Here is a 22,308-nt window from a genome sequence, read left to right as displayed (position 1 = left end):
GGGCGGTCCCGCTCAGGAGCGCCTCCCCGGGCGGTCCCGCTCAGGAGCGCCTCCCGGGCCTCCCGCTCAGGAGCACCTCCCCGGGCCTCCCGCTCAGGAGCACCTCCCCGGGCCTCCTGCTCGGATTGACTCTCCCCTTGGGGCAGGCCACACACTCGAAGCATGATGACGATCGGGGAAGTCGCCCAGCTGACCGGTTTGAGTGTGAAAGCCCTCCGGCTGTACGACGAGCAGGGCCTGCTGGAGCCGGCCTGTGTGGACTCCTGGTCCCGCTATCGGCGATACACCGCTGCCCAACTCGTCCCGGCGGTTCAGCTCGTCGCGCTGCGACGGGCCGGGGTCGGCCTGGCCGACGCCGCGCGCATCCTGACGAAAGGCGAGCCGGCGGAGGATGTCCTGGCCGAGTTCCGTGCCCGGGTCATGGCGGAGCGGGAGCGTCAGGACGCGGCCCTCGCCGCCGCCTGGGCTTACCTGACGGCTCCCGCACGCGCCTGGGATCTGCGGGAGCGTGAGGTCGCCGCCCAGCCATGGGTCGGCGTCGTGCTTCCGATGGATCCGGAGACGGATGAGGAGACAGCGACCGAGCAGGCCAACGAGGCGTTCACCGCGTCATGGCATGCGCTTGCCGCGGTGGGCCGCAAACCGACAGGTCAGTGCTGGTCGGTTCCACGGATGTCGGAGGATGGATCGGTTCTCGAGTTGGTGTGCTGCTGGCCCGTCGCCGGGCCGCCACCCGAGGGCTGGTCCGTGCCCGGCCACACCGTGATGGTGGGTGAGACGCCCGCGGGCCCGGAGCTGTCGGTCGCCTGGCGCCACGACGACCAGGCCCCGATGATCGATGGCGCGGCTCACCCCGCTCTGCTCGCTCTGCTGGCCGAGGTGGAGCGGCGCGGCGTGGTGGCCGATCTGTCGATGGGGCGGCAGATCGTGACGATGGACGAGACCGGAGAAGGAAGCGGCGTCGAGTTCGCCGTGCCACTGCGCCGCCGAGACCAGGACACCCCCGTCTCCTGACCACTGTTCCGCCGGATGCGGGCGTGGAGCGGTTCCGGGTCGGTTGCGGTTGGTCCGGCTGGGTCTGGGCGCTGTCTCAGCGCTGCTGAGACAGCCATCTGTGTCCTTGCGACGCCCGTGCCGTGCGTGAGAGTCGGCCGCTGGGCGCGGTCGGCACAACGTCTTCGATCAAGGCATGAGCTGCGGTGATGGCCGACTTTCGAGTCACCAGTGACAACCAGCCGGAAGGTGACCGTGACGAGCGTGCACGAGCGGCGCCCGGGGCGGTCGAGGGCGGTCCGGGCGGCCCCGGGCCCGGGCGGTCCGGAGCGGGCCCAGGCCCGGGCGGTCCGGGGCGGTCCGGGGCGGTCCGGGGCGGTCCGGGGCGGTCCGGGGCGGTCCGGGGCGGTCCGGAATGCTAGCCGTGGCCGTCACGCCGCCATCACCTCTTGAGGAATCTCGACGTCGCGGTGCCGTCGGGACACCACGCCCCTAAGAAGCTCCTCCCCGCCGCCACGTCGCGGTGCCGCCGGGACACCACGCTCCCCTCAGAAACTCCTCCCCGCCGCCACGTCGCAGTAGTGCCGCCAGGACACCACCCCCCTGAAGAAACGCCCCACCGAGGCCACGTCGCGGTGTCGCCGGGATACCGCGTTCCTGACGAGACGTCGCCACGGCCAGGCGCAACCGTCTTTCGAGGGCTGCCCCAACCCCGAAACGACCTGGTGATCTGCAATCTCGAGTGGGCTGCGGGTCACCCGCCGGTCCGGATCCGGGGGCGCGCGGCTGGTAACAATCGATGACCAAACATGGCGGCTGTGCCTTGACCGAGGCGTAACTGTGGTGCGAGCCTCAGGGAACTCCGTCCGAAACATTCGCGAAACCCACTCGCGGAGGCTTCTTTCGCCGCGTTGTCGAAGCGCTTCGACAACGCGGCTCGGCCCGAAGGAACACGTTGTGACCGCATCCCCCTCTCGCATCGTCTTTCGCGACCCGCAGCAGAAGCTCGCCGCGCGAGTGTCCGACCTTCTGGGCCGGCTCGACGTGGCGGAGAAGATCGCCCTCCTGCACCAGTACCAGGCCGCCGTCCCGCGACTCGGCGTCGCCTCCTTCCGGACCGGCACGGAAGCGCTGCACGGCGTAGCGTGGCTCGGCACAGCAAGCGCTTTCCCGCAGGCCGTCGGCCTCGCCTCCAGCTGGGACCCGGACCTGCTTCGCCGCGTCGGCACGGCCGTCGGCACCGAGGTCCGCGCCATGCACCACCGCGATCCGGAGAACGTCGGCCTCAACGTCTGGGCCCCGGTGGTGAACCTGCTCCGCGACCCCCGGTGGGGCCGCAACGAGGAGGGTTACGCCGAGGACCCCTGGCTGACCGGGGTGCTGAGCACGGCGTACTCCGGCGGTCTTCGGGGCGACGACCCGCGCTGGCTGCGCACCGCCCCCACGGTGAAGCACTTCCTCGGCTACAACAACGAGACCGACCGTTGCCTGACCTCCAGCAACATGCCGCCGCGGGTGCTGCAGGAATATGAACTGCCCGCCTTCCGCCCGGCTCTGGCCGCCGGGGCCGCGGTCGCCGTGATGGCCTCCTACAACCTGATCAACGGCCGGCCCACCCACCTCAGCCCGCTGATCAACGAGGTGCTGCGGGGCTGGGCCGAGGACGACGTTCTGGTGGTCGGTGACGCGTACGCGGTGCAGAACCTCGCCGGTGACCAGCAGTGCTTCGCCGACCACCCGGCCGGGTTCGCGGCCGCCCTGAAATCCGGCATCGACTGCGTGACCGAGCCGGGGCCGCTCTCCGAGGAGTCGTTCACCGCCGCACTGGAGCGTGGGCTGATCACCGAGTCCGACGTGGACGCCGCGGTCCGGCACATCCTGTCGGTACGGGTCCGGCTGGGCGAGTTCAATCCGGAGGAGGACCCGTACCGGGACACCGGCCCCGAAGTGATCGACTGCCCGGAGCACCGGCTGTTGGCCCGGGAGTCGGCCCGCGCCTCGGTCGTGCTGCTCGCCAACGACGGCATTCTGCCGCTGAACCCGGCATCCACCGGCCGGATCGCGGTGATCGGCCCGCTCGCCGACACCACCTTCGACGACTGGTACAGCGGCACCCCGCCGTACCGCCGCACCCTGCGCGACGCCATCGCCGAACGTGCCGGTGAGGTCCTTCACCATGAGGGCACCGACCGGGTGGCGCTGCGGTGCGAGGCCGGTTTCCTGAGTGTCGGCGACGGCCCGCTCCGGGTCGTCCCGGCCTCGGACACGCCCGGATCAGCGCTCCTCGACAGTGCCGGCACAGCACTTCTCGACAGTGCCGGGAGGGCGGCTTTCGACGTTTCCGGCACGGCGGCTTTCGAGGCCACTGACACGGCGGGTTTCGACGCCACCGGAACGGCGGGTTTCGACGTTCCCGACGGGGCGGCGTTCGACGTTCCCGACGCGGCGCTCTTCGACGTGCTCGACTGGGGCGAGGAGACGTTCTCGCTGCGGGCGGTGGCGAGCGGCCGGTTCGTCGGCGCGGACGGTCTCGGTCCCGAGTCGCACCTGCTCGTCGACGACCGGCCCGGCCCGAACGGCTGGGAGGTCCGGGAGACGTTCCGCTTCGAGCCGTCCGGTGCCGGGCTGGCGGTGCGTCATGTGCAGAGCGGCCGCTACCTGGCCGCCGGGCCGGACGGGCTGGTCCGTACCGCGGCGGAGCGGATCGACGAGGCCGCCGTCTTCACCGTGGACCTGCTCGTCGACGGGGTCGCCGCGGCCGCGGCGGTGGCGGCCGGGGCCGACGTGGTGGTGCTGGCACTCGGCAACCATCCCCTCGTCGCCGGCCGGGAGACCGCGGACCGGCGCGATCTCGCGCTTCCCGGCACCCAGGACGATCTGCTTCGGGCCGTGCACGCGGCGAACCCGCGGACCGTGCTGACGCTGGCCAGCAGTTACCCGTACGCGGTGGGCTGGGCCCGGGAGAACCTGCCGGCCCTGGTGTGGTCGGCGCACGGCGGTCAGGAGCACGGCGCCGCGATCGCCGATGTCCTCTTCGGCAGTGACCCGGGCGGGCTCCCGGTGGATCCGGCCGGCCGGCTCACCCAGACCTGGTACGCCGACGCGAGCGAACTGCCGGACCTGCTCGACTACGACATCATCGCCACCGACGCGACGTACCTGTACTACCGTGGCACGCCGCTCTTCCCGTTCGGTCACGGCCTGTCGTATACCCGGTTCGACTACGAGAACCTGCGGATCAGCGCGGACGCCATCAACCCGGACGGCGAGGTCACGGTCACCGTCGACGTGGTGAACACCGGCGACCGGCCGGGCGTCGAGGTCGTGCAGCTCTACACCCGGCAGCAGCGGTCCCGGGTGAAGCAGCCGTTACGGCGCCTACGCGGTTACCGGCGCCTGCACCTCGAACCCGGCGAACGATCCACGGTGGAACTGCTGCTCCCGGCCGCGGAGCTGGCGTTCTGGGACGTGACCCGGTCCCGTTGGGTGATCGAGGACGCCACGCACACCGTCGCTGTCGGCCGCTCCAGCACCGACTGGCGCCTGGCCACGACGCTACGCGTCCACGGCGAACGCATTCCGCCTCGCTCCCCGCGGTCCGTGCTGCGGATGATCGACAACGATGGGTACGCGGGAACGACCCCCGTCGCCATCCCGGCACATCCCCTGGAAGCGCTGCGCGGCACCGAACCCGGCGCCTGGGCGGTCTTCGACGACGTCGACTTCGACGACTCGGTCACCACCGTCCGGGCCGTCCTCTCCGCCGATACGGAGTCCTCCGTCGTGCTGCGCCTGGACGACCCGTTCACCGGCCCGATCCTGGCCACCCTGACCACGTCGGGCGGTGAGCCGGCCGAGGTCTCCGCCCCGGTCCCGCCGACCTCCGGGCAGCATGCCCTGTTCGTCCTCTTCGACACCCCCGGAATCACCGTCGCCACCCTGTCCTTCCACGCCTGACGAACACCCCGTCGGGCCGGCGCCGGGCCGACGGGCATCCCCGCCGGTTCACGAAGGCCGCTTCGGGATGCGGGGGATCTGCCTTTCGGCCGACTGTGCTCTGCCCTCGATCGGATCCGGGCGGGGCCGGTCGCTTCTAGGCTGTTCACTCATGACGATCAAGCGGAACGCGGCCGTGGTGGCCCCGATGGCGGGCTTCCTGCTGGGGTTTCTGGACTTCGTCTGGATCAAGTACCTGCCGTCCCCGGTGGGCGATCTGGGTAACTCCCTGGCCGTGTGGGCGGTGGCCGCGTTCCTGCTGACGTACCTCCACCGTTGGCGCCTGCCCGCCGGAATCGCCGCGGCGATCGTCTGCCTGGTGGTGGCGGTGCCCAGCTACTACCTGGCCGCCGCACTGATCCAGAACGACGACTGGAGCAACCTCTACAACACGGTGGCGCTGGCGTGGATGGGCTTCGGGGTGGTCGCCGGTGTGGTCTTCGGTGGCGGTGGGGTGTTGGCCCGCACGCCCGGGACGCTGCGGCTGCCGGCTCTGGCTCTTCCGGCGGCGGTGCTGTTCGCCGAAGGCCTGGTCCACCTCCGCCGGATCGGCGAGCCGGGCTACGAGGCCGGCGAGCAAGGGGCGTACGCCTCGCTGGTCTTCGTCCTGGGCTTGCTGATCACCATGCTGGTGGCCCGCACCCGGCGGGACCGTCTCCTGACTCTGGCCTGGTCGGTTCCGCTGACCGCGGGCGGCTGGCTGCTGCTGACTCTCGCCTCGTTCCGCTGATCGAGACGAGGCGGAACGGCAGAGGCGCCCGGGCGGCGCGACGGTGGCCCGGCCGTCGCGCCGCCCGGACATCCGGTCAGCCGGCGTCGGTCCCGGGGGTTCCGGTGACCGTGTCGCCGGTGCGGGTCACCCGGTAGGCGACGGTCTCACCGCTCCAGAAGACGAAGGTCAGCGTGACCGGTGCGCCTTCGGTGACCTCGGCGAAGAACTCCGGGGTCAGGCGGATCGTGCCGGCGGTGTAGTCGGGGGCGAAGGCCCGGTCGAACTCCTTGTACGCCGTCCACCCGTGCGGGCCGGCGTTGCTGCCGTCCGCATAGGTCGCCGTCATGGTGGCGAGACGGTCACCGTTGAAGACGGCCGGGATGGCGTATCCGGCGGTCGTTCCGGTGGCAGCCGACAGGGACGGCGTGTCGAAGGTGACGATGTCGAGCCGCCACGGGACGCCCCGGGAGAACCGGAGGGTCAGGGACGCTTTCACCCCGTACCCCGCAGGTTTGGTGAGTCTCTGCAGCAACCCCGCGCTGAGCGTGAGCTGATCGCCGGACACCTGGTAGTCGGGGCCCCGGCGCAGGGTGGTGTCGCCGAGGCGGACGTGGGTGAAACCCGTGCCGTTGGGGTTGAGGGTGATGGTCCGGGCGGTGACCGGGGCGGAACGGCGCACGAAGAGGACGTCACTCGCGGCGGTGCCGCTGCGGGTGTGCCAGCTGGTGGAGATGTGGGCGAAGAGCTCGCGGTCTCTCCAGACCCCGGCGGTACGGTCGAAGTGCTGCCCGTTGTCCCACAGCATCGTGGTGATCCCGCTGACCCGCGCCTGGTGGCCGAAGAGCTCGAAGAATTTGAGTTTCTCGCCCTGTTCGATGGTGCCGGTGTGACGGTCGAAGCCGAGCAGGCCGTACTCGCCGAGGATCACCGGGATGCCCCGGGCACCGAACGTGTCACGCAGCCGCTGGAAGGTGCCGAGCAGTTCCTGCTGGGCGGTCTCGTCGAACCGGTAGCCGCCGGCGACGTTGACGCTGAACGGCCAGTACCCGTAGTAGTGCACGGTGGCGATCAGGTACGGGTCGTTCAGGGCGGCGAACTCGGCGACGGTGGCGTCGAGGCGGCCCTGGTCGGCGTTGGTGTGCAGGGTCGGCAGGATGAGCGCCCGGGTGGTGTTGCCGCCGCCGGTGCCGCGCACGATCCGGTGGAAGGACGCGTTCAGCTCGGCCAGCAGGGCGTAGTTCTCGGCGTCGCCGGAGCTGCCGGCGAACTGCGGCTCGTTCACGCTCTCCAGGACCAGCCTCGGGGACGTGTCCCGGAAGGCTGTCGCCACCTGCGTCCAGATCGCGTTGTAGCGGGCGAGCACGGTGTCGTGGTCGGTGGGCATCGTGTTGATCCACTGCCACGAGTCGTGATGAATGTTGATCATCACGTAGAAGCCCTGGTCGAGCGCCCAGCCGACCACCTCCTGAACCCGGGCCAGGTAGGCGGGGTCGATCGTCCAGTCCGGCGCCGGGCCCTGGTGCCGGCCCCAGGTCACCGGGATGCGGATGCTCTTGAAGCCCTGTCCGCGGATGTTCGCCAGGAGCTCGCGGGTGACCCGCGGATTGCCCCACGAGGTCTCGTCGGCTCCGGTGGCATCGAAGGTGTTGCCCAGGTTCCAGCCGGGCTGCATCGCCCGGGTTATCGCGGCGGCCGACGGCGCGGCCCGCGCCGGGGTGGCCTGTGCCGGGGTGGCCCATACCACCCCGGTGGCGATCAGGGCGAGCGCGAGCAGTCTGCCGAGTAGTCGCGTCATGACGCTCCTAGCGAGGACGGGCGGGAGGATCGGGATTCGGGAGCGCTCCCGCTCTGATCTCGGCAGGTTATGTTTGGACGCCAAACTATGTCAATCGATGTGCGCACATGGACGCGGACCACCGGGCAGCGAGCGGGGATGCGCTCCTCACCTCCAGTGGTCCGCGACACTGACCGCACCGCACCCGCCGCGTCGTCGAAGGGTGAGCCCCACCGGCATTCGCGGATCTAGGCGAGCACACGCTGCCCACCGCGCGAAGGCTAGTACTCGGTGCATTCCACAGAAAGGCCGATCCACGGGATCCTGCACTTTCCAGAACCGATTCCAGCCGCGTTTCACACGAATTGCCGACGAGGACTCCGACAGGTACGATCCGGCGCTTCTACCTGCAACTACGCAAGTTGCAGAAACATCACCCAAGGGCATCCCTCCTTACTGGAATGGCACATTAAATTCAGCGCAACGCATTGTCGTAACACGATTGCTCTTCGTACTCTGTTGGTCAACTGTCATCGACCTACATAAGTACGATGCAGCGGTCCGGCTGTCGCGGGCCCGGAGGGGAGCAGCCATGCTTGTCAAAGTCCTCGCCCAGATCAAAGATGATCATCTGTTGGAGGCAGCCTGGACTCTCTACAGCGACGCGTTCGAGGAGCTGAACTCGCGAGCCGCCCAACGGCACCTGATGCACCGGTCGGAGTTCGACGAGGTCATGCAGGACAGCCGGGTCGACAAGTACCTGGCCATGGAGGCCGACGGCACACTGTCGGGCATCGCCTGCTACACCAACCACCTCGAAGCGATTCCCTTGATCGCACCGCAGTATTTCGAACGCCGCTGGCCCGATCACTTCGCCGCGAGGCGGATCTGGTACATCGTCTTCGTCGCGGTGAGCCCGCAGGCCCAGGGCAAGGAAGCCTTCGCCCAGCTGGTCGAGGAGATGTACCTGGTGGCGGCGACTCAGAACGGCATGGTCGGTCTCGACATCTGCACCTACAACGACGAGGTGCGCCGCATGTCCCGGATCTTCCGGCTCATGGTGGGCCGGCTCTGCAACAACAACATGCGGTTCAACAAGATCGACGAGCAGTCCTTCTGGCTGTACGAGTTCCCCGCCGCCGCATAGCGAACGCGGTGGGAGCGTCAACCCGCCATAGGCGCCCTCCACATCGTCCAGAGCGGAGGCCCGTCGGGTAGCTGGATCACGGACCGGACCTGGTAACCGTGCCGCAGGTACAGGTCACGGTTCCGCGGATCGTTGGCCTCCAGATAGGCCGGGATCCCGGCGTGGTCGAGCCGGGCGTGATGGCGGTCGAGCAGGGCGCTGCCGACGCCGCGGTTCTGTTCTGCCGGGCGGACCGCAAGGAACGCCAGGTAGTGGTGCGGCTCGAGCGGGTGGTGCTCTTCGATCGCCAGATCCAGCTGGCAGGCACGGTCGAAGGCGTCACCCGCCGCCTCTTTCAGCCGGCGTTCGTAATCGACCGGTGGCGGGATCAGGGACGTGAGCGGGAACCAGAGGGCGACGCCGGAGAGACGGCCGCTCTCCGCATCGGCGGTCGCATAGACCTCGCCGTGCCGGGTGGCGTGCTCCACGAAGATCGAGAAGTAGTGGGGGGCCTCCCGGCGGCGCACCTCAGGGTCGGTGTGCAGCCACCGCGCCACCGGGCCGTCACGCATCGCCTCGGCGACGAGATCGGTGATCTCGTCCGTGTCGACCGGGGTGACATCCCGGATGACCAGTTCCTGGATGGCGTACGTCATCGGTTTCCTTTCCGGACAGACGTTCAGTATCGGTAGCGCTCAGTAGTGGTAGCCGCGCGCGCCGACCGGGGTGGCCGGCGGCAACGGTGGCGGGAAGTCGTTCTCGACAGCGGCGGGGACGTGCACGTCGGCGCCACGGCCGATCGCCGCGTAGACCTCCGGCCGCACGGCCCGCATGATCAGCGCCCAGATGACGCCGAGCCCCGCGACACCGAGGTAGGCCACCGGGAAGATCCACCGGAACGGGGAGCCGTCGGAGACCTGCAACAGGTCGCCGAACCCGATGATCGTCGCGGCGAGCACGATGGACAGCAGCAGGAACGCCAGGAACGGCGCGATGTAGGCACGCCAGGCGTTCTCGCCCCGGCGATGTTGCTGGAAGAACGCGATGACCGAGGCCGACGCGGCCCACATCAGGATCAGCACACCCAAGCCGCCGATCGTGGTCAGCCAGGCGAACAGGTAGAGCAGGGGCTCCGCTCCGGCGGCGGCATAGGCGCTGATCACGATCAGCGCGAACACGCTCTGGGTGATCGAGCCGAGCAGCGGCGCGCCGGTCCGCGGATGGGTGTAACCCCAGGCCGACGGCAGCACACCCTCACGGCCGAGGGAGAACTGGTACCGCGACACGGCCGCGTGGAAGGCCAGCAGCGCCGCGAAGACACTCGTCATGAACAGCACGTAGCCGATGTCCACCAGGATGCCCGGCAGATGTGGTCCGACCAGTTTGAACACCAGGTCGGTCTGGTTCTCGCCGGCGACCGCGAGGATCCGGTCGGGTCCGGTGGCGACCGACATCGCCCAGGCCGAGAGACCGCAGAGCAGGCCGGCCAGCAGCACCGCGAGGTGTGTCGCGCGGGCGATCGTGCGCTTGGGGTCCCGCGCCTCCTCGGAGAGCACCACCGTCGCCTCGAAACCGACGAACCCGGCGATCGCCAGCACCAGCAGCGAGCCGACGACGGGCGTGACCATCGGCGCCGGGGACAGCGTGGCGAAGGAGACCTCACCGCCGGCCGGGTTCGCGACCATGACCAGGTCGTAGACGAGGACGATGCTGATCTCGGCGATCAGCAGAACGGCGAGCACCTTGCCGCTGAGGTCCACCCAGAGCACACCGAGCACCGTGACCAGCGCCCAGGCCACCAGGGCGCACACGTACCAGGACACTTCGAGGCCGAACTCGGCGAGGATCCCGGCGGCCGCCGACCCGAAGAGGCCGAAGAGGCCGATCTGCATGAGCGAGTACGCGGGCAGCGCCACGAACGCCGCACCGACGCCGACCATCCGGCCCAACCCGTGACTGATGTACGAGTAGAAGGCGCCGGAGTTGACGATGTGCCGGCTCATCGCGACGAAGCCGACCGTGAAGAGCGAGAGGATCCCGGCGACCACCAGGTACGCCACCGGCACGGCGGTGCTTCCCTGGATGGCGTAGATCGCCGAGATGGAGCCGATGATGACCGTGAGGGGCGCCGCTCCGGCGACTCCGAAGAACACCACCGAGGCCACGCCCATGCGGTTGCTGGCGAGGGCCCTGGTGATGATGTCCGGCTCGATGGCGGCTCTGCGGTCCACCAGCAGCCGTCCGGCCCACTGGTCCTGGTTGTTGTGCCGCAGCGCATGCCTACCCGAGCTCATCGCGTCACCTCCGCTGCCCTCCGTCGCCCCGATGAGCCTTTCGCTGTGCTCATCGATGCGCTCGCAAGCTCGCTCATCTGCGGCCAACGGTCACGACCGAGCCGATCGAGGCCTCGGTGTAGTCGACGATCTCCCGCAGGTCGCTGGGCAGGGACGCGGCAGCGTTGGGCAGGTACTGGAACGCGTGCGGGTAGTTCTCGAATCCGTAGAGGACCTGCCGGGTCAGGCCGGTCGCGGAGACCAGGCTGACCAGCATCCGGTCGACGATGCTCAACTCCATGCCCCGTACCAGCAGGTTGGCCAGACGGGTCGAGGCCCAGGCGGCGGCGTTGCGCTGCTGAGCGCTGTTCGGCATGTAGAGCGTCTGCGCGGTGCCCAGCATCCGCCGGCGGGTGACCGGCTCGACCGCGCCGATGCGGACGAGTCGCTCCCCCACCCGGGCCGCCGCGTCCTGTGACAGGAAGGCGAGCCAGGTCCGTACGTCCCGGTGTTGTGGCTGCGAGACGAGAAGGGCCAGGATGTCGTGGTCCAGTGCGTCGAGCGGCGGGTGCCGGTCGAGGATGAAAAGGTCGCCGTCGGTGACTCCGATACGGCCTTCCAGGACCAACTCGGCCAATAACGCGGCGGCCAGGCCCAGGCCGGTCGCACGAGGATGCAGGCGCGATCGCCCGGTACGGTCCTCGTGTGCGATCAGGTAATACTGGTCAGCCAACACTGCGTCACGCCCCTTAGACGCAAGTTCCAATGATCTTTGCCTATGTGTAGGAAACAAGACAGAACTCGATGTCCGCAGCATCATGTACCCAACAGCAAGGTCAATACAAGAAGTACTAGACTTCTGATTCAGTCCTCGCCGTTATCGATCACTCAGAAATGACGATCATGAATCGGGTTGGTGGATCGTGAGACAGCAGTCGTAATATCGACCCCATCAGGACCGTAGGGAGTCCAGGTGTCCGATATCGAAGGTCCGACGCTGCGCCGCCGCCGCTTGGGGACGGAGCTCAAACGATGCCGGGAAGCCGCCGGTCTGACCCAGCAGGATGTGTCGCGCCATTTCGAGTGGCACTCCGCCAAGGTCACCCGGATCGAGACGGCCCGGGTCGCGGTGACTCCGCGGGACGTGCGTGATCTGCTCACCCTCTACAACGTGCGGGATCAGGGCTATCGCGAGGCGCTGGTCGAGCTGGCCCGGATGTCGCGGGAGCGCACCTGGTGGACGGACTACCGCGACATCATGCGCCCGGGCAACTTCGTCGGCCTGGAGGCGGCGGCCTCGGCGGTGCGCACCTGGGAGCCGGTGATCCTTCCCGGCCTGCTCCAGACGCCGGCCTACATGCGCGCGCTGATGATCAGCGGGCGCCCGCTCGATCCGGAGGAGCACATCGACCGGCGGATCGCGCTGCGCAAAACCCGACAGGGACGGCTGCGCGGGGATCGGCCGCTGGAGTTCTCCGCGTTCATGGACGAGTCCGTCCTGCGCCGGGTGATCGGCGGCGAAGAGGTCATGAAAGAGCAGCTCAGGCATTTAATCGAAATAGCTAAATTGCCAAATGTATTCTTGCGGATCCTGCCGCTCACCGCCGGGGAGCACCTGTTTCTGAGCGGACCTGCCACTCTGCTGGAATTCCGAGAGACCACCCATATGGATGTTGTTTACATGGAAGGCCTTGCGGGAGACTTGTATGAGGAGCAACCAGACATGGTTGACTGGTATCGACAGGAGTTCGAGCGATTGAGCGCGAAGGCGCTCGACCATCGCACGACCGTAAAGATGATCGAGAGCCTGCTCGTCGCTTAGCACTCCCCGAGGAATCCTCAGAAAGGGAGGTGCTTGAGTTGCTCGCGCACCAAATCGATGGTGCCGTCTGGAAGAAGGGCAGCCGTAGCAACGGCAGCGGAGGCAACAACTGCGTCGAGGTCGCTTTCCTCGACAAAGAAATCGCCGTCCGTGATAGTAAGGACCGAACAGGTCCGGCCCTCATGTTCACGCAGGCGGAGTGGACCGCCTTCGTGGACTCCGCCAAGGACGGCGAATTCGACATCGTTGTTTCGTGACAGAGCCTACCGATCGGTGCGCACCGATGGAAGCCCTGAAGTGAGTGGCTCCTTTCACGATGTGCACCCGCAGGCGCCGTAGCGGCCGCACGCTGGGACGCTCCGGCACGGCGCCGCCCGGCCGCAGTACGCGGCCGGGCGGCGACAATTTCGAGGAATGCTCACATCGATCGAATGCGAAAGACATTCCATCGATTATCAAGATCGGTCAGCGTAAAGAAGCCACGCGGCCAGCGCGAAAGAGGCCAACCGTCACACGGCCAGCGCGACAGAGGCCGCATGACAAGCCGCCCATGCGATAGAGGCCGCCCGGCAAGCGGAGAGAAGCCACAGACGGCGACCGGGGAGCGCCGCGGGAGACGACCGGGCAGCCAGCCGGGGAAGCGGAGCGAAGCCGCGGAAGGCGAGCGGAGGGCGAGCGGAGGGCGCGGCGAGCGGAGGGCGCGGCGAGCGGAGGGCGCGCCCGAGATCCAAGCCGGGAAGACCGGTTGAGGCCCGGAGACCGGTCAGGCCGGGACGAGAACGACACCCCGCACGGCCGGCCTGCTGACGGCCGGCGCCACGAGACGGGACTCGGCGAGGATCGCCTCCCGGCACAGGCTGTCCCGGCTGCGACGGGCGAGCTGCACGTCGTGCCAGGCGGCCCGCTCGGCGGCGACCGCGGCCCGGTGCGCCCGCTCCAGGTACTCCGCGCACGCCCGGTGCACCACCAGCTCCTGGGCGACCGGGTGCAGCCGCGGGTCCCATCCGGCCCGGCCGGCGAGGGCGTCGTCGACAGCGGCGCCCGGCAGTTCGCCCCGGTCGGCCGCCGCCCGTACCTCCTGGTGCAGGAACCGCTCGCGGGCCGCGTACTCCAGCGGGGTCCGGGGTGTCCAGGGCGTGCCGAAGGCCGCCGTGGCCCGGCTGCGCGCCCACCGCGCGGAAGCCGCCTGCCATGCCGCCGATGTCGCGTCGACCCGGTCCGCGGCCGCCTGCCAGTGCGCCTGCCAGCGATCGACTGCTTCGGTGGCCTGGGTGGCCGCGACCCGTACCTCCTCGGCGTAGCGCACCGTCTGCGCCGCCTCCGCCGCCCGCTGTGTGCGCCGCGCGGCGCGGCGCTCCCCCGTCTGCCGCACGAACAGCGCCGTCTCCAGCAGCGCCCGCCGCGGATCGCGGACCCCTTCCGGCCGGGCCAGCACGACCAGCGCGGGCAGGGTGAGCAGCATCAGCACCACCCAGATGGCCATCGGGGCGGGCTCGTTCATCAGCATCTCAGCGAAAACGTTCATGGCGGGTTCCTGTCGCGGGTCGCGTGCGGAGGCGCGCGGCGCACGTCGCCGCGGAATACGGCAAGCGCTCAGCGCAGTACGGGAGGACGGATTTCAGGCGCGCGAGCGCGCGCCCGAGAGGTGAGTCAGACGGTGTGCGGCGGGGCGCGGGATCCCGCGACGCCGGCGGTGCGCTGGGCGGTCAGCGCGGGGGCGCGGTCCGCGACGGCCTGGGCCGCGGTGCGCGGTTCGGTGACGGCTTCGGCGGTGGTCTCCGCGGGCGAGGAGGCGGTCGTACGCTCGTCGCGCCCCGCCGCCACGAAAGAGGCGGTCACGGGGCCGGGGGCGGCGCCTCGCGGTCCCGGCGCCGGGGCGGCGGGCGCGAACAGGGCCAGGAGCAGCGCGATCAGCACCGGGAACGACCGGAGCAGCACTCTGCCCCGGGTCGTCGTCATGCGTTCAACGTACCCAAATAGTCCTTAAAGTCCTTTTTGCCGCGCCGCTCACCGCGTGATCGCCGCGATCCGTGCCCGGCGCGGGTGACCGATCCGGATCACTCACATCCGGGCGTCGGCAACCGATGGGCTATGGCGACGTCATGCGCCGACAGGAGCCCTCATGCCGAAGCGATCCGGGATCACCGACCCGGTCCTGCTGGGCTTCGTGGCGCTCGGCGTGCTCCTGGTCCCCTGGTTCCTGCGCCACGGAGACCAGCGGAACGCCTCCTGGGTGATACAGACCGGCATCGACGCCGCGAACGTCTGGTTCACCTGGCAGATCGCCCGGAACCCGCTGATGACGGCGGCCGGCCGCCGGTTCTGGCAGGCGGCGGTGGTCGGTTGTGCCGCCTGCCTGGTCGGCGACGGGTACCAGACGGCGCTGGTCCTGGCGGACCCCACGACGACCACGATCAGCGGGGTGCAGACGGCGCTGGTCGTCACCGGCATGACCATTGTGGTCGCCGCGATGCTGCGGCATCCGCTCGGCGGCGAGGGCCGGCAGCGGCTGCGGCTCTGGTTCGACGCGGCCACGGTGCTCACCGGCGTCGCCGTCTTCCTCTGGTACTTCGTGCTGGCCGGCGACCTGGGCGGACGCCAGGCGGCCGACCGGTGGGGCGCGGCGGCCACCGCCGTGGTCATGCTGTTGATCACCTTCGGGCTGCTCAAGCTGATCCTGAGCGGAACCGCCCCGTTCACCCGCGCGGCCGGGATCTCGGCGGCCCTGGGCGTCGCCGGGACGGCGTTCGCCGCGCCGATCACCTCCGGGCTGATCGGCGACCCGAGCGACGGCGCCATGATCGTCGTGCAGCTGGTCCCGTGCGTGCTCGCCTCGGCCAGCTTCCGGCTCCAGCAGTTGCAGGTGTGGCGACTGGCCGAGGAGCAGCCGAACATCGGCGGCCGGTCCAGCCGGCTGCCCTACCTGGCCGTGATCACCACCCAGATCCTGCTGGTCGTCTCCCTGCGGGACGGGCGGGTCGATCTGCGGGTGTGGGGTGTCGCGATCGGCGCCGTGGTGATCACCGCGCTGGTGCTGGGCCGGCAGGTCGCGGCGCTGCGCGACAACGAGCGGCTGGTCGTCGAGGCCCGTGCGCTGCACGACGAGCTGAGCCGGCAGGCCACCCACGACGCGCTGACCGGGCTCGCCAACCGGGTGCTGCTGCAGCGGCGGCTGGCAGCCTCGACGGAACCGGTCGGCATGCTGCTGATCGACCTGGACGGCTTCAAGGAGATCAACGACCAGCACGGGCATCACACCGGTGATCTGGTGCTGCAGGAGGTCGCGACCCGGCTGACCGGGCTGCTCGGGGCCGGGGAGCTGGCCGCGCGGCTGGGCGGCGACGAGTTCGCCGTACTGCTGCCGGGCGCCGGCACCGAGTCCGCGGGCCGGCTCGCCGAACAGGTCGCCGCGGTGGTGGCCGAGCCGATGCCGATCGACGGGCGGGTGCTGCGCGTGGGCGCCAGCGTGGGCGTCTCGGCCGGGACGCCAGGCGCCGGCGACACGCTGCTGCGTGCCGCCGACGCCGCGATGTACGAACGCAAGCGCGAACGCCGCGCTCGGCGGAACATCGTCAGTCAGCGGAGCTGACCGCGATCACCAACGGCTGTAGCTGGTCTGGGTCTGCGGGTTGAACTGCCAGGTCCAGTTCTTCTTCGCCCGGTCGATCCGCCGGTCCTTGATCTGAAGGACGTCGAGGCCCTTCTGGATGTCGTTGGAGAAGATGAACCCGTTGTACCAGTAGGCCGACCAGGAACCGGCGGTGACGAGGCGGTCGGCGTTGTAGGGTCCACGCTCCCAGTAGGCGATCTCCACCGGCTTGCGGGAGTTGGTGAAGTCCCAGACCGAGATGCCGCCCTGGTACCACGCCTGGACCATGATGTCGCGGCCGGGAACCGGGATCAGCGAGCCGTTGTGGGCCACGCAGTTCTCGGTGGGCCCGTTCTCCCGCGGGATCTTGAAGTAGCTGCGGAACTCGAGCTTGAGGCTCTTGCCCTTGCGCACGATGTCGTAGATCGCGTCCGCGCCCTTGTTCGGCCCGATCGCCGGGGTGCACTCGGCGCCGCCGCCGCCGCCGAGCTCGTCGGTGAAGACGACCTTGGTGGCGTCGTTGTTGAACGTGGCCGAGTGCCAGAAGGCGAAGTTCTCCACGTCCCGGACCGTGGTCAGCACCTTCGGCGCCGCCGGGTTCGAGATGTCGAAGAGGACGCCGTCGCCCATGCAGGCGCCGGCCGCGAGGTTCTTCTCCGGGTACGCGGTGATGTCGTGGCAGCCGCTGGTCGCGTAGTCACGCGGGTCCTCCGGGTCGCCGGGGAACCCGCCGTCCGGGAAGAGCACCGGCGTGGACACCACGGCGGCGGCGGCCGGGTTCTTCACCGGCACCTTGATGATCGAGATCTTGTCGTGCGGCAGCGGGCAGTTGGGCAGGTTGTTCACCGTCGTGTTGTACGAGGAGACGTACACGTACAGCGAGGACCGGTCCTTGCCCTTGCCGGGAACCGGGGTCAGCGTGTGCGAACCGCAGGTCGTGTGAACGGACTTCACATAGACCGGGTTCTTCGGGTCGCTGATGTCCCAGATCCGGACACCCTCCCAGCGCGGGACCGTCTCCGGCTCGCTGTTGGGCACCCCGACGCTCTTGCAGGAGTCGTCGCTGCGCGGCGAGTCGGTGGCGGTGAAGAGCAGGTTGCCCTGGATCGAAATGTCGTTCTGCGAGCCCGGGCAGACCATCTGGGTGACCTGCTCGGGTTTACGCGGGTTGCTGACGTCGTAGACGGTGAAGCCGTTGTAGTTGCCGGCGTAGGCGTACCTGCCCTGGAAGGCGAGGTCGCTGTTCAGCGCGGTCTCCGGGGCGAACGCCCCTTCCTTCGGCTTGTTGGCGATCAGTTTGATGTTGGGGCTGCTGACGATCTCATCCACGCCCGGGATGACCGCGTCGGCCTGGGCCGGCGCGGCTGCCACGAAACTGAGCAGAACCGCCGCCGCCCCCACACAGGTCAGGCGCTTGAACCGCCCTCGTGGGGCAGAGTGCCTCATGAAGCTCCTTCCGGCTGCGCGCACCGGGAGCACGGCGAGTCGTGTCGCACGCGCACCCGGTGACAGCGATGTCGGTCGTTACGATAACCGTGTTCGACCGTTCGTGGGGCCGCCTGCGGGAAAGGAAATACATGCAACACCGACGCGCATTGGCATTGACCGGCGCAACTCTCGCCCTATCCGGCGCGATCGGTCTGGCCTGGCTCGCCCGCGATTCCGGCGACGACCGGCCGGTGAGCGCGCCGTCCGCCTCCTCCTCACCGTTCCGCGTCATCATCCCCGGCAAACCGGGCGAGTCGGCAGTGGTCACCGACTCCGACAAGGTGACGCCGCCGACGAACCCGCCCTTCAACAAGGCCGACGTGACGTACGCCCAAATGATGATCGCCCACCACGCGCAGGCCATCCAGATGGCCGAACTGGCACCCGATCGGGCCGCCGATCCCGGGGTGAAGAACCTCGCCTCCCGGATCAGCGCCGCTCAGGGTCCGGAGATCGGGGCCCTGCGCGCCTGGCTGGCCGACCGCGGCCAGCCCGAGTCCGATCCGGCCCACGACCACGCGACGATGGCCGGCATGCAGTCCACACAGGCCATGGCGGAGCTGACGGCGGCCCGTGGCGCCGACTTCGACCGCCGGTTCGTCACGATGATGACCGCACATCACAAGGGCGCGCAGACGATGGTCGGCGACCTCCTCCAGCAGGGCTCCGACCTCAAACTGTCCGAAATGGGCAATGAGACCGCCATCGAGCAGGTCAGCGAGATCCGGCGGATGGCGGAGCTGGGCGTGCTCTGACGCTCCGGCCGCACGCTCTTCCGGACCGCGGCCGGAGCCCGCGTCAGCCGGCCGGGAGGGCGTCCTTCACCTTCTTGGCGGCGGCGCGCAGCAGGTCGTACGTCTTCTCGCTGACGTCGTCGTCCTTGCGCAGGCCGGCGAGCTTCTTGCCGAAATCGTCGATCTTGCGGGAGGCGCCCTTCACGTCGCCGCGGTTCAGGCGGTTCGCGGCCTGTTCCAGGCGGCGGTTGAGCGCCTCGGCGTCGTCGTCGTCGAGCTCGTCCTGATCCTCGAGGGTGTTCACCGCGCTGATCAGGCCGGCGATCCACTCGACCGGGGTGCCCTCGCGCACGGTGACCGGGGCGGTGGTGGCCGCCGTGACCGGCGTGGCCGCCGGCGTCGCCGGGGTCGCCGTCGCCTCCTCAGCCGGTCCGGTCGTCGCCTCGGTGACCGGCTCCACCGGCGCGCTCGCCGCGGCGACCGCGGGCGGGGCGGGCTTCTCGTCGTCACCGGAGAACAGCCACACCACCAGCCCCACCAGGACCACCGCGGAACCGGCCGCGGCGATCAGGCCGGTACGGCGCGGGCCGGCCGCCCGGTACACACCGCGCGGCTCCACCACCGGTATCCGCGCGGTGGGCTGGTGAACGTCGTGAGGCTCCGGCACGGCCGACATCATGCCAGCCCGGCGGGGGAATACCGCCCGGAGCACGATCGGGTCATATGACGACTGTCACTCCGCCCGGATCAGAGGAGCATGCGCCGCGGCGAACGGGGCGGGCGGACCGGCAGGCGCGGCCGGCGGGCGGCCGGTTGCCGCAGGCGGCGGGGTCGCGGTTCGGCCGCGGCCACGACGATCACGACGTACGAGCGGGGCGGTTCGGGACTCGGCACAGCTACTGATCACCTCCAGGGAGGTGTCCACTATCCGACGAACCAGCCACGGCCGGGTGGCCGTTCAGGCTTTCTTAAAGATCATCTGAAGGTGCGGTAAGCATCTTCCGAAGCTCGCGGCCGGAGACTCCGACTAACCTTCCGGGAACCCTCTCCCGGGATGGAGTCATCGCGCCGCATGTCGTTCCGCACTCTCCGGCACACCGCCGCCGTCATCGCCTCGCTGCTGGTCGCCGCCGGCTGCAGCACCGGCTCCGGACCGCGTGGCTCGGCCGCCGAAGCGCACCCGGCGCCCGGCACGTCGTCGACGCCGCCGGTCACGGCCTCCGCCTCGGTGCCCACCGAGTCCAGCGTGGTGAAGCCGAACATCGTCTTCGTCCTCACCGACGACTTCTCGATGAACCTCGTGCAGTACATGCCCAACGTCCGGCGGCTCCAGCAGGAGGGCACGACGTTCACCAACTACACGGTGACCGACTCGCTGTGCTGCCCGTCCCGGGCGTCGATCCTGAAGGGCCAGTTCCCGCACAACACCGGGATCATCAAGAACCACGGGTCGGACGGCGGGTTCCTGCTGTTCAACAGCCGGGGCCAGGAGAAGACCACGATCGGCACCGACCTGCAGGCCGCCGGGTACCGCACCGCATTCCTCGGCAAGTACCTCAACGAGTACCAGCCCCGGCTGACCATGGGCACCGGCAAGCCGTACGTGCCGCCGGGCTGGGACCAGTGGTGGGTCAGCGGTGACGCGTACAAGAACTTCGACTACCTGATCAACGACAACGGCCGGGTGGTCAGGTACGGCAAGCAGCCGAAGGACTACCTCACCGACGTGATGACGGCCAAGGCCACCGGCTTCATCAAGGCCGGCGCGGCGAGCGGCAAGCCCTTCATGATCGAGCTGTCGACGTACGCCCCGCACCTCCCGTTCACCCCGGCGCCGCGGGACGCCACCCTGTTCCCCGGGCTCACGGCGCCGCGCACGCCCGCCTGGGACCGGGTTCCGGAGAACTCGGCGTGGCTGGCCGCCAAGCCGAGACTGACCCCGGCGCAGATCGCCGCCATCGACCGTTACCACCGGCTGCGCGCGCAGTCGGTGCAGTCGGTGGACCGGATGGTCGGCACCGTGCGCGACACCCTCGTCAAGGCCGGCATCGCCGACCAGACCATGGTCGTCTTCACCTCCGACAACGGCTACCACATGGGCGAGTACTCGCTGCCCGCCGGCAAGCAGACCGCCTTCGACACCGACGTCAACGTGCCGCTGATCGTGGCCGGTCCTGGCGTCCAGGCCGGGCGCGAGGTGCCGCACATCGTGGAGAACATCGACTTCCGCCCGACGTTTTCCGAGTGGGCCGGCGCGCCCGCCCCGACGGAGTCCGACGGGCGCAGCTTCGTCCCGCTGCTGTCCGGCGCGCTGCCGGCCGACTGGCGGACCGCGGCGCTGGTCGAGCACCACGATCCGGCCTCCGACCCGAAGGACCCCGACTACGAGAAGGACAGCATCAACGTGCCGCCGTCGTACGACGCGCTGCGCAGCGAGACCTTCACCTACATCGAGTACGTCGACGGCAAGGCGGAGTACTTCGACCGGGTGGCCGACCCGTACATGCTGAAGAACGTGGTCGGCACGCTGACCCCGGAGCGCCTCGCCGAACTGCGGGGCGCCCTGCGCGGCCTGGCCACCTGTGTCGGACCGGACGCCTGCTGGACCGCCGGCCGCGCGCTCAGGTGAACGGCCACACCACCGGGGTGCCGCCGGGCGCGTCCTGACGCTGCACCACCGGATAGACGCTGGAGTGGGCCTGCCAGGACGGCTGCGGTTTCGGCCGGGCCTGGGCCAGGACCCCCGCCAGCGCCCGCAGCATGTCCCGCAAGGCCAGGTGCAGGCGGTCGTCGGCGACCAGCCCGGCCTCGTCGATCGCCGCCATCTCCAGCGGCAGCCGGACGCACGCCGGGCCCAGCAGCCGGGCCCCGGCGTGGCCGAGCACCGACTCCAGCGCGGCCCGGGCGCCGTCGTCCAGACCGGGCCGGACCACCGACAGCCAGGCCACCGGTTTGCCACCCAGGTCGCCGCCGTCGACCAGCCAGTCGAGCAGGTTCTTCAGGCTGCCGGGGAGCGTGCCCGCGTACTCCGGGGTGCTGAACAGCACGGCGTCGGCCGCGTCGACCATCGACCGCAGCTCGGCGACCGGGCCGAACGGCACGTCGCCGGGGACGAAGGCGGGCAGCTCCCGAAGATCCTCGTAGAGGGTGGCGGCCACCTCCGGCGGGGCGGTCCGGGCCGCCGTGCGCAGGGCCGCGGTGTGCAGGGAGGTTCCCAGGGTGCTTCCCGAGATCAGCAGGACGCGGGTCATGCCGCGACGATACGACCCCGCGGGGCCCGGCCCGCACGCCCGGACGGGTTACCCGGTGGCGGGTTTCCGACCGAGAGACGGCCGGCACCGGCGGGACCGGTCCCGCGAGGCGGTGACCGACGTCTCCTCCTGGGGGTCGGCGTGCCGTGAGTCGCCGCAAAGCACTGAGGCCCCACCTGGATCAGGTGGGGCCTCAGTCATGCCGTGCGCCGCGTAGGACTCGAACCTACAACCCGCGGATTAAGAGTCCGCTGCTCTGCCAGTTGAGCTAGCAGCGCCTTTCGACGGATAGAACTTTAACACCCGCCGGCGATCCCGGCCAATCGGGGCCCCGGACCCCTGAGATGCGAAAAGGCGGCCACGAAGATCATCGTGACCGCCTCTGCAGCAAAGTGAGTGCGCCGCGTAGGACTCGAACCTACAACCCGCGGATTAAGAGTCCGCTGCTCTGCCAGTTGAGCTAGCAGCGCTCGCCGTGCAACGAGGAAAACGTTAGCACGCACTGTGAAGATCCTTGAAATCGGCCCTTTACCCCCGCAAGGGGGAGCCG

The 22,308-nt window shown here is 69.6% G+C and carries 18 protein-coding genes and 2 tRNA genes; 9 read left to right on the top strand and 11 right to left on the bottom strand.

Annotated elements, in window-relative coordinates; all coding sequences use genetic code 11:
- Positions 1-162: 162 nt before the first annotated feature.
- The 3 genes from Aut01nite_RS06180 (at position 163) to Aut01nite_RS06170 (ending at position 5,719) form a co-directional block, all read left to right on the top strand.
- The gene (locus Aut01nite_RS06180) at positions 163-1,014 is read left to right on the top strand and encodes a MerR family DNA-binding transcriptional regulator (RefSeq protein ID WP_043530422.1); all 852 of its coding nucleotides are present in this window, start codon (positions 163-165) and stop codon (positions 1,012-1,014) included.
- 936 nt (positions 1,015-1,950) lie between these two features.
- Complete coding sequence (locus Aut01nite_RS06175; RefSeq protein ID WP_043521880.1) at positions 1,951-4,950, top strand: glycoside hydrolase family 3 C-terminal domain-containing protein; 3,000 nt, start codon at positions 1,951-1,953, stop codon at positions 4,948-4,950.
- Positions 4,951-5,101: 151 nt separating this feature from the next.
- Positions 5,102-5,719, top strand: a complete 618-nt coding sequence (locus tag Aut01nite_RS06170; RefSeq protein WP_043521881.1) for a DUF6518 family protein — start codon at positions 5,102-5,104, stop codon at positions 5,717-5,719.
- Between the two features lie 76 nt (positions 5,720-5,795).
- On the opposite strand, the gene Aut01nite_RS06165 is transcribed toward Aut01nite_RS06170, so the two are convergent.
- Positions 5,796-7,496, bottom strand: coding sequence for a cellulase family glycosylhydrolase (locus Aut01nite_RS06165; protein ID WP_043521883.1), 1,701 nt, complete (start codon positions 7,494-7,496; stop codon positions 5,796-5,798).
- Positions 7,497-8,067: 571 nt separating this feature from the next.
- Here Aut01nite_RS06165 and Aut01nite_RS06160 point away from each other — a divergent pair.
- A complete protein-coding gene (locus tag Aut01nite_RS06160; protein ID WP_043521884.1) occupies positions 8,068-8,622 on the top strand; it encodes a hypothetical protein in 555 nt (184 codons plus the stop codon).
- A gap of 17 nt (positions 8,623-8,639) precedes the next feature.
- On the opposite strand, the gene Aut01nite_RS06155 is transcribed toward Aut01nite_RS06160, so the two are convergent.
- The 3 genes from Aut01nite_RS06155 to Aut01nite_RS06145 form a co-directional block, all read right to left on the bottom strand.
- Positions 8,640-9,257 carry a GNAT family N-acetyltransferase gene (locus tag Aut01nite_RS06155; RefSeq protein ID WP_043521885.1) on the bottom strand — a complete coding sequence of 206 codons (618 nt, stop codon included), beginning with the start codon at positions 9,255-9,257 and terminating at the stop codon, positions 8,640-8,642.
- 39 nt (positions 9,258-9,296) lie between these two features.
- Positions 9,297-10,772, bottom strand: a complete 1,476-nt coding sequence (locus tag Aut01nite_RS06150; protein ID WP_373871447.1) for an APC family permease — start codon at positions 10,770-10,772, stop codon at positions 9,297-9,299.
- A gap of 196 nt (positions 10,773-10,968) precedes the next feature.
- Positions 10,969-11,610 carry a GOLPH3/VPS74 family protein gene (locus tag Aut01nite_RS06145; protein ID WP_052163121.1) on the bottom strand — a complete coding sequence of 214 codons (642 nt, stop codon included), beginning with the start codon at positions 11,608-11,610 and terminating at the stop codon, positions 10,969-10,971.
- Between the two features lie 237 nt (positions 11,611-11,847).
- Between Aut01nite_RS06145 and Aut01nite_RS06140 the strand changes: the two genes are divergently transcribed.
- Both Aut01nite_RS06140 and Aut01nite_RS06135 read left to right on the top strand, forming a co-directional pair.
- Positions 11,848-12,696 carry a helix-turn-helix domain-containing protein gene (locus tag Aut01nite_RS06140; protein ID WP_043521889.1) on the top strand — a complete coding sequence of 283 codons (849 nt, stop codon included), beginning with the start codon at positions 11,848-11,850 and terminating at the stop codon, positions 12,694-12,696.
- A gap of 38 nt (positions 12,697-12,734) precedes the next feature.
- Positions 12,735-12,953 carry a DUF397 domain-containing protein gene (locus tag Aut01nite_RS06135; protein ID WP_043522188.1) on the top strand — a complete coding sequence of 73 codons (219 nt, stop codon included), beginning with the start codon at positions 12,735-12,737 and terminating at the stop codon, positions 12,951-12,953.
- Between the two features lie 506 nt (positions 12,954-13,459).
- Here Aut01nite_RS06135 and Aut01nite_RS06130 read toward each other — a convergent pair.
- Together Aut01nite_RS06130 and Aut01nite_RS06125 are read right to left on the bottom strand one after the other, a co-directional pair.
- Complete coding sequence (locus tag Aut01nite_RS06130) at positions 13,460-14,221, bottom strand: hypothetical protein (protein ID WP_052163122.1); 762 nt, start codon at positions 14,219-14,221, stop codon at positions 13,460-13,462.
- A gap of 125 nt (positions 14,222-14,346) precedes the next feature.
- Positions 14,347-14,655, bottom strand: coding sequence for a hypothetical protein (locus tag Aut01nite_RS06125; protein WP_152628453.1), 309 nt, complete (start codon positions 14,653-14,655; stop codon positions 14,347-14,349).
- A gap of 163 nt (positions 14,656-14,818) precedes the next feature.
- Here Aut01nite_RS06125 and Aut01nite_RS06120 point away from each other — a divergent pair, with 163 nt between their 5' ends.
- On the top strand, positions 14,819-16,285 hold the full coding sequence (locus Aut01nite_RS06120; RefSeq protein ID WP_043521892.1) for a GGDEF domain-containing protein: 1,467 nt from the start codon (positions 14,819-14,821) through the stop codon (positions 16,283-16,285).
- Positions 16,286-16,291: 6 nt separating this feature from the next.
- Here the strand turns inward: Aut01nite_RS06120 and Aut01nite_RS06115 are convergent, their stop codons facing one another.
- Positions 16,292-17,731 (bottom strand): LVIVD repeat-containing protein, encoded by a 1,440-nt coding sequence (locus Aut01nite_RS06115; RefSeq protein ID WP_043521893.1) that lies wholly within the window; start codon positions 17,729-17,731, stop codon positions 16,292-16,294.
- 131 nt (positions 17,732-17,862) lie between these two features.
- Here Aut01nite_RS06115 and Aut01nite_RS06110 point away from each other — a divergent pair, with 131 nt between their 5' ends.
- Positions 17,863-18,528, top strand: coding sequence for a DUF305 domain-containing protein (locus Aut01nite_RS06110; protein ID WP_043521895.1), 666 nt, complete (start codon positions 17,863-17,865; stop codon positions 18,526-18,528).
- A gap of 43 nt (positions 18,529-18,571) precedes the next feature.
- On the opposite strand, the gene Aut01nite_RS06105 is transcribed toward Aut01nite_RS06110, so the two are convergent.
- Complete coding sequence (locus tag Aut01nite_RS06105; protein WP_161790571.1) at positions 18,572-19,174, bottom strand: FIMAH domain-containing protein; 603 nt, start codon at positions 19,172-19,174, stop codon at positions 18,572-18,574.
- Between the two features lie 405 nt (positions 19,175-19,579).
- Between Aut01nite_RS06105 and Aut01nite_RS06100 the strand changes: the two genes are divergently transcribed.
- Positions 19,580-21,136 (top strand): sulfatase family protein, encoded by a 1,557-nt coding sequence (locus Aut01nite_RS06100; protein WP_052163123.1) that lies wholly within the window; start codon positions 19,580-19,582, stop codon positions 21,134-21,136.
- On the opposite strand, the gene Aut01nite_RS06095 is transcribed toward Aut01nite_RS06100, so the two are convergent.
- The 3 genes from Aut01nite_RS06095 to Aut01nite_RS06085 all read right to left on the bottom strand — a co-directional run bounded on the left by Aut01nite_RS06095 (position 21,129) and on the right by Aut01nite_RS06085 (position 22,228).
- Entirely contained in the window at positions 21,129-21,758 is a 630-nt protein-coding gene (locus Aut01nite_RS06095) for an NADPH-dependent FMN reductase (RefSeq protein ID WP_043521899.1), read from the bottom strand. The two genes, Aut01nite_RS06100 and Aut01nite_RS06095, sit on opposite strands and share 8 nt — an antisense overlap.
- A 205-nt stretch (positions 21,759-21,963) precedes the next feature.
- Positions 21,964-22,036: transfer RNA gene (locus Aut01nite_RS06090), tRNA-Lys, on the bottom strand.
- Between the two features lie 119 nt (positions 22,037-22,155).
- Positions 22,156-22,228, bottom strand: a tRNA-Lys gene (locus Aut01nite_RS06085).
- Between the last annotated feature and the right edge of the window lie 80 nt (positions 22,229-22,308).

The organism is Actinoplanes utahensis (assembly GCF_016862455.1).
In the GTDB taxonomy this organism is placed as follows: domain Bacteria; phylum Actinomycetota; class Actinomycetes; order Mycobacteriales; family Micromonosporaceae; genus Actinoplanes; species Actinoplanes utahensis.
Note: the sequence above shows the minus strand (reverse complement) of the source record. Positions and strands in the feature narration are given on the sequence as shown.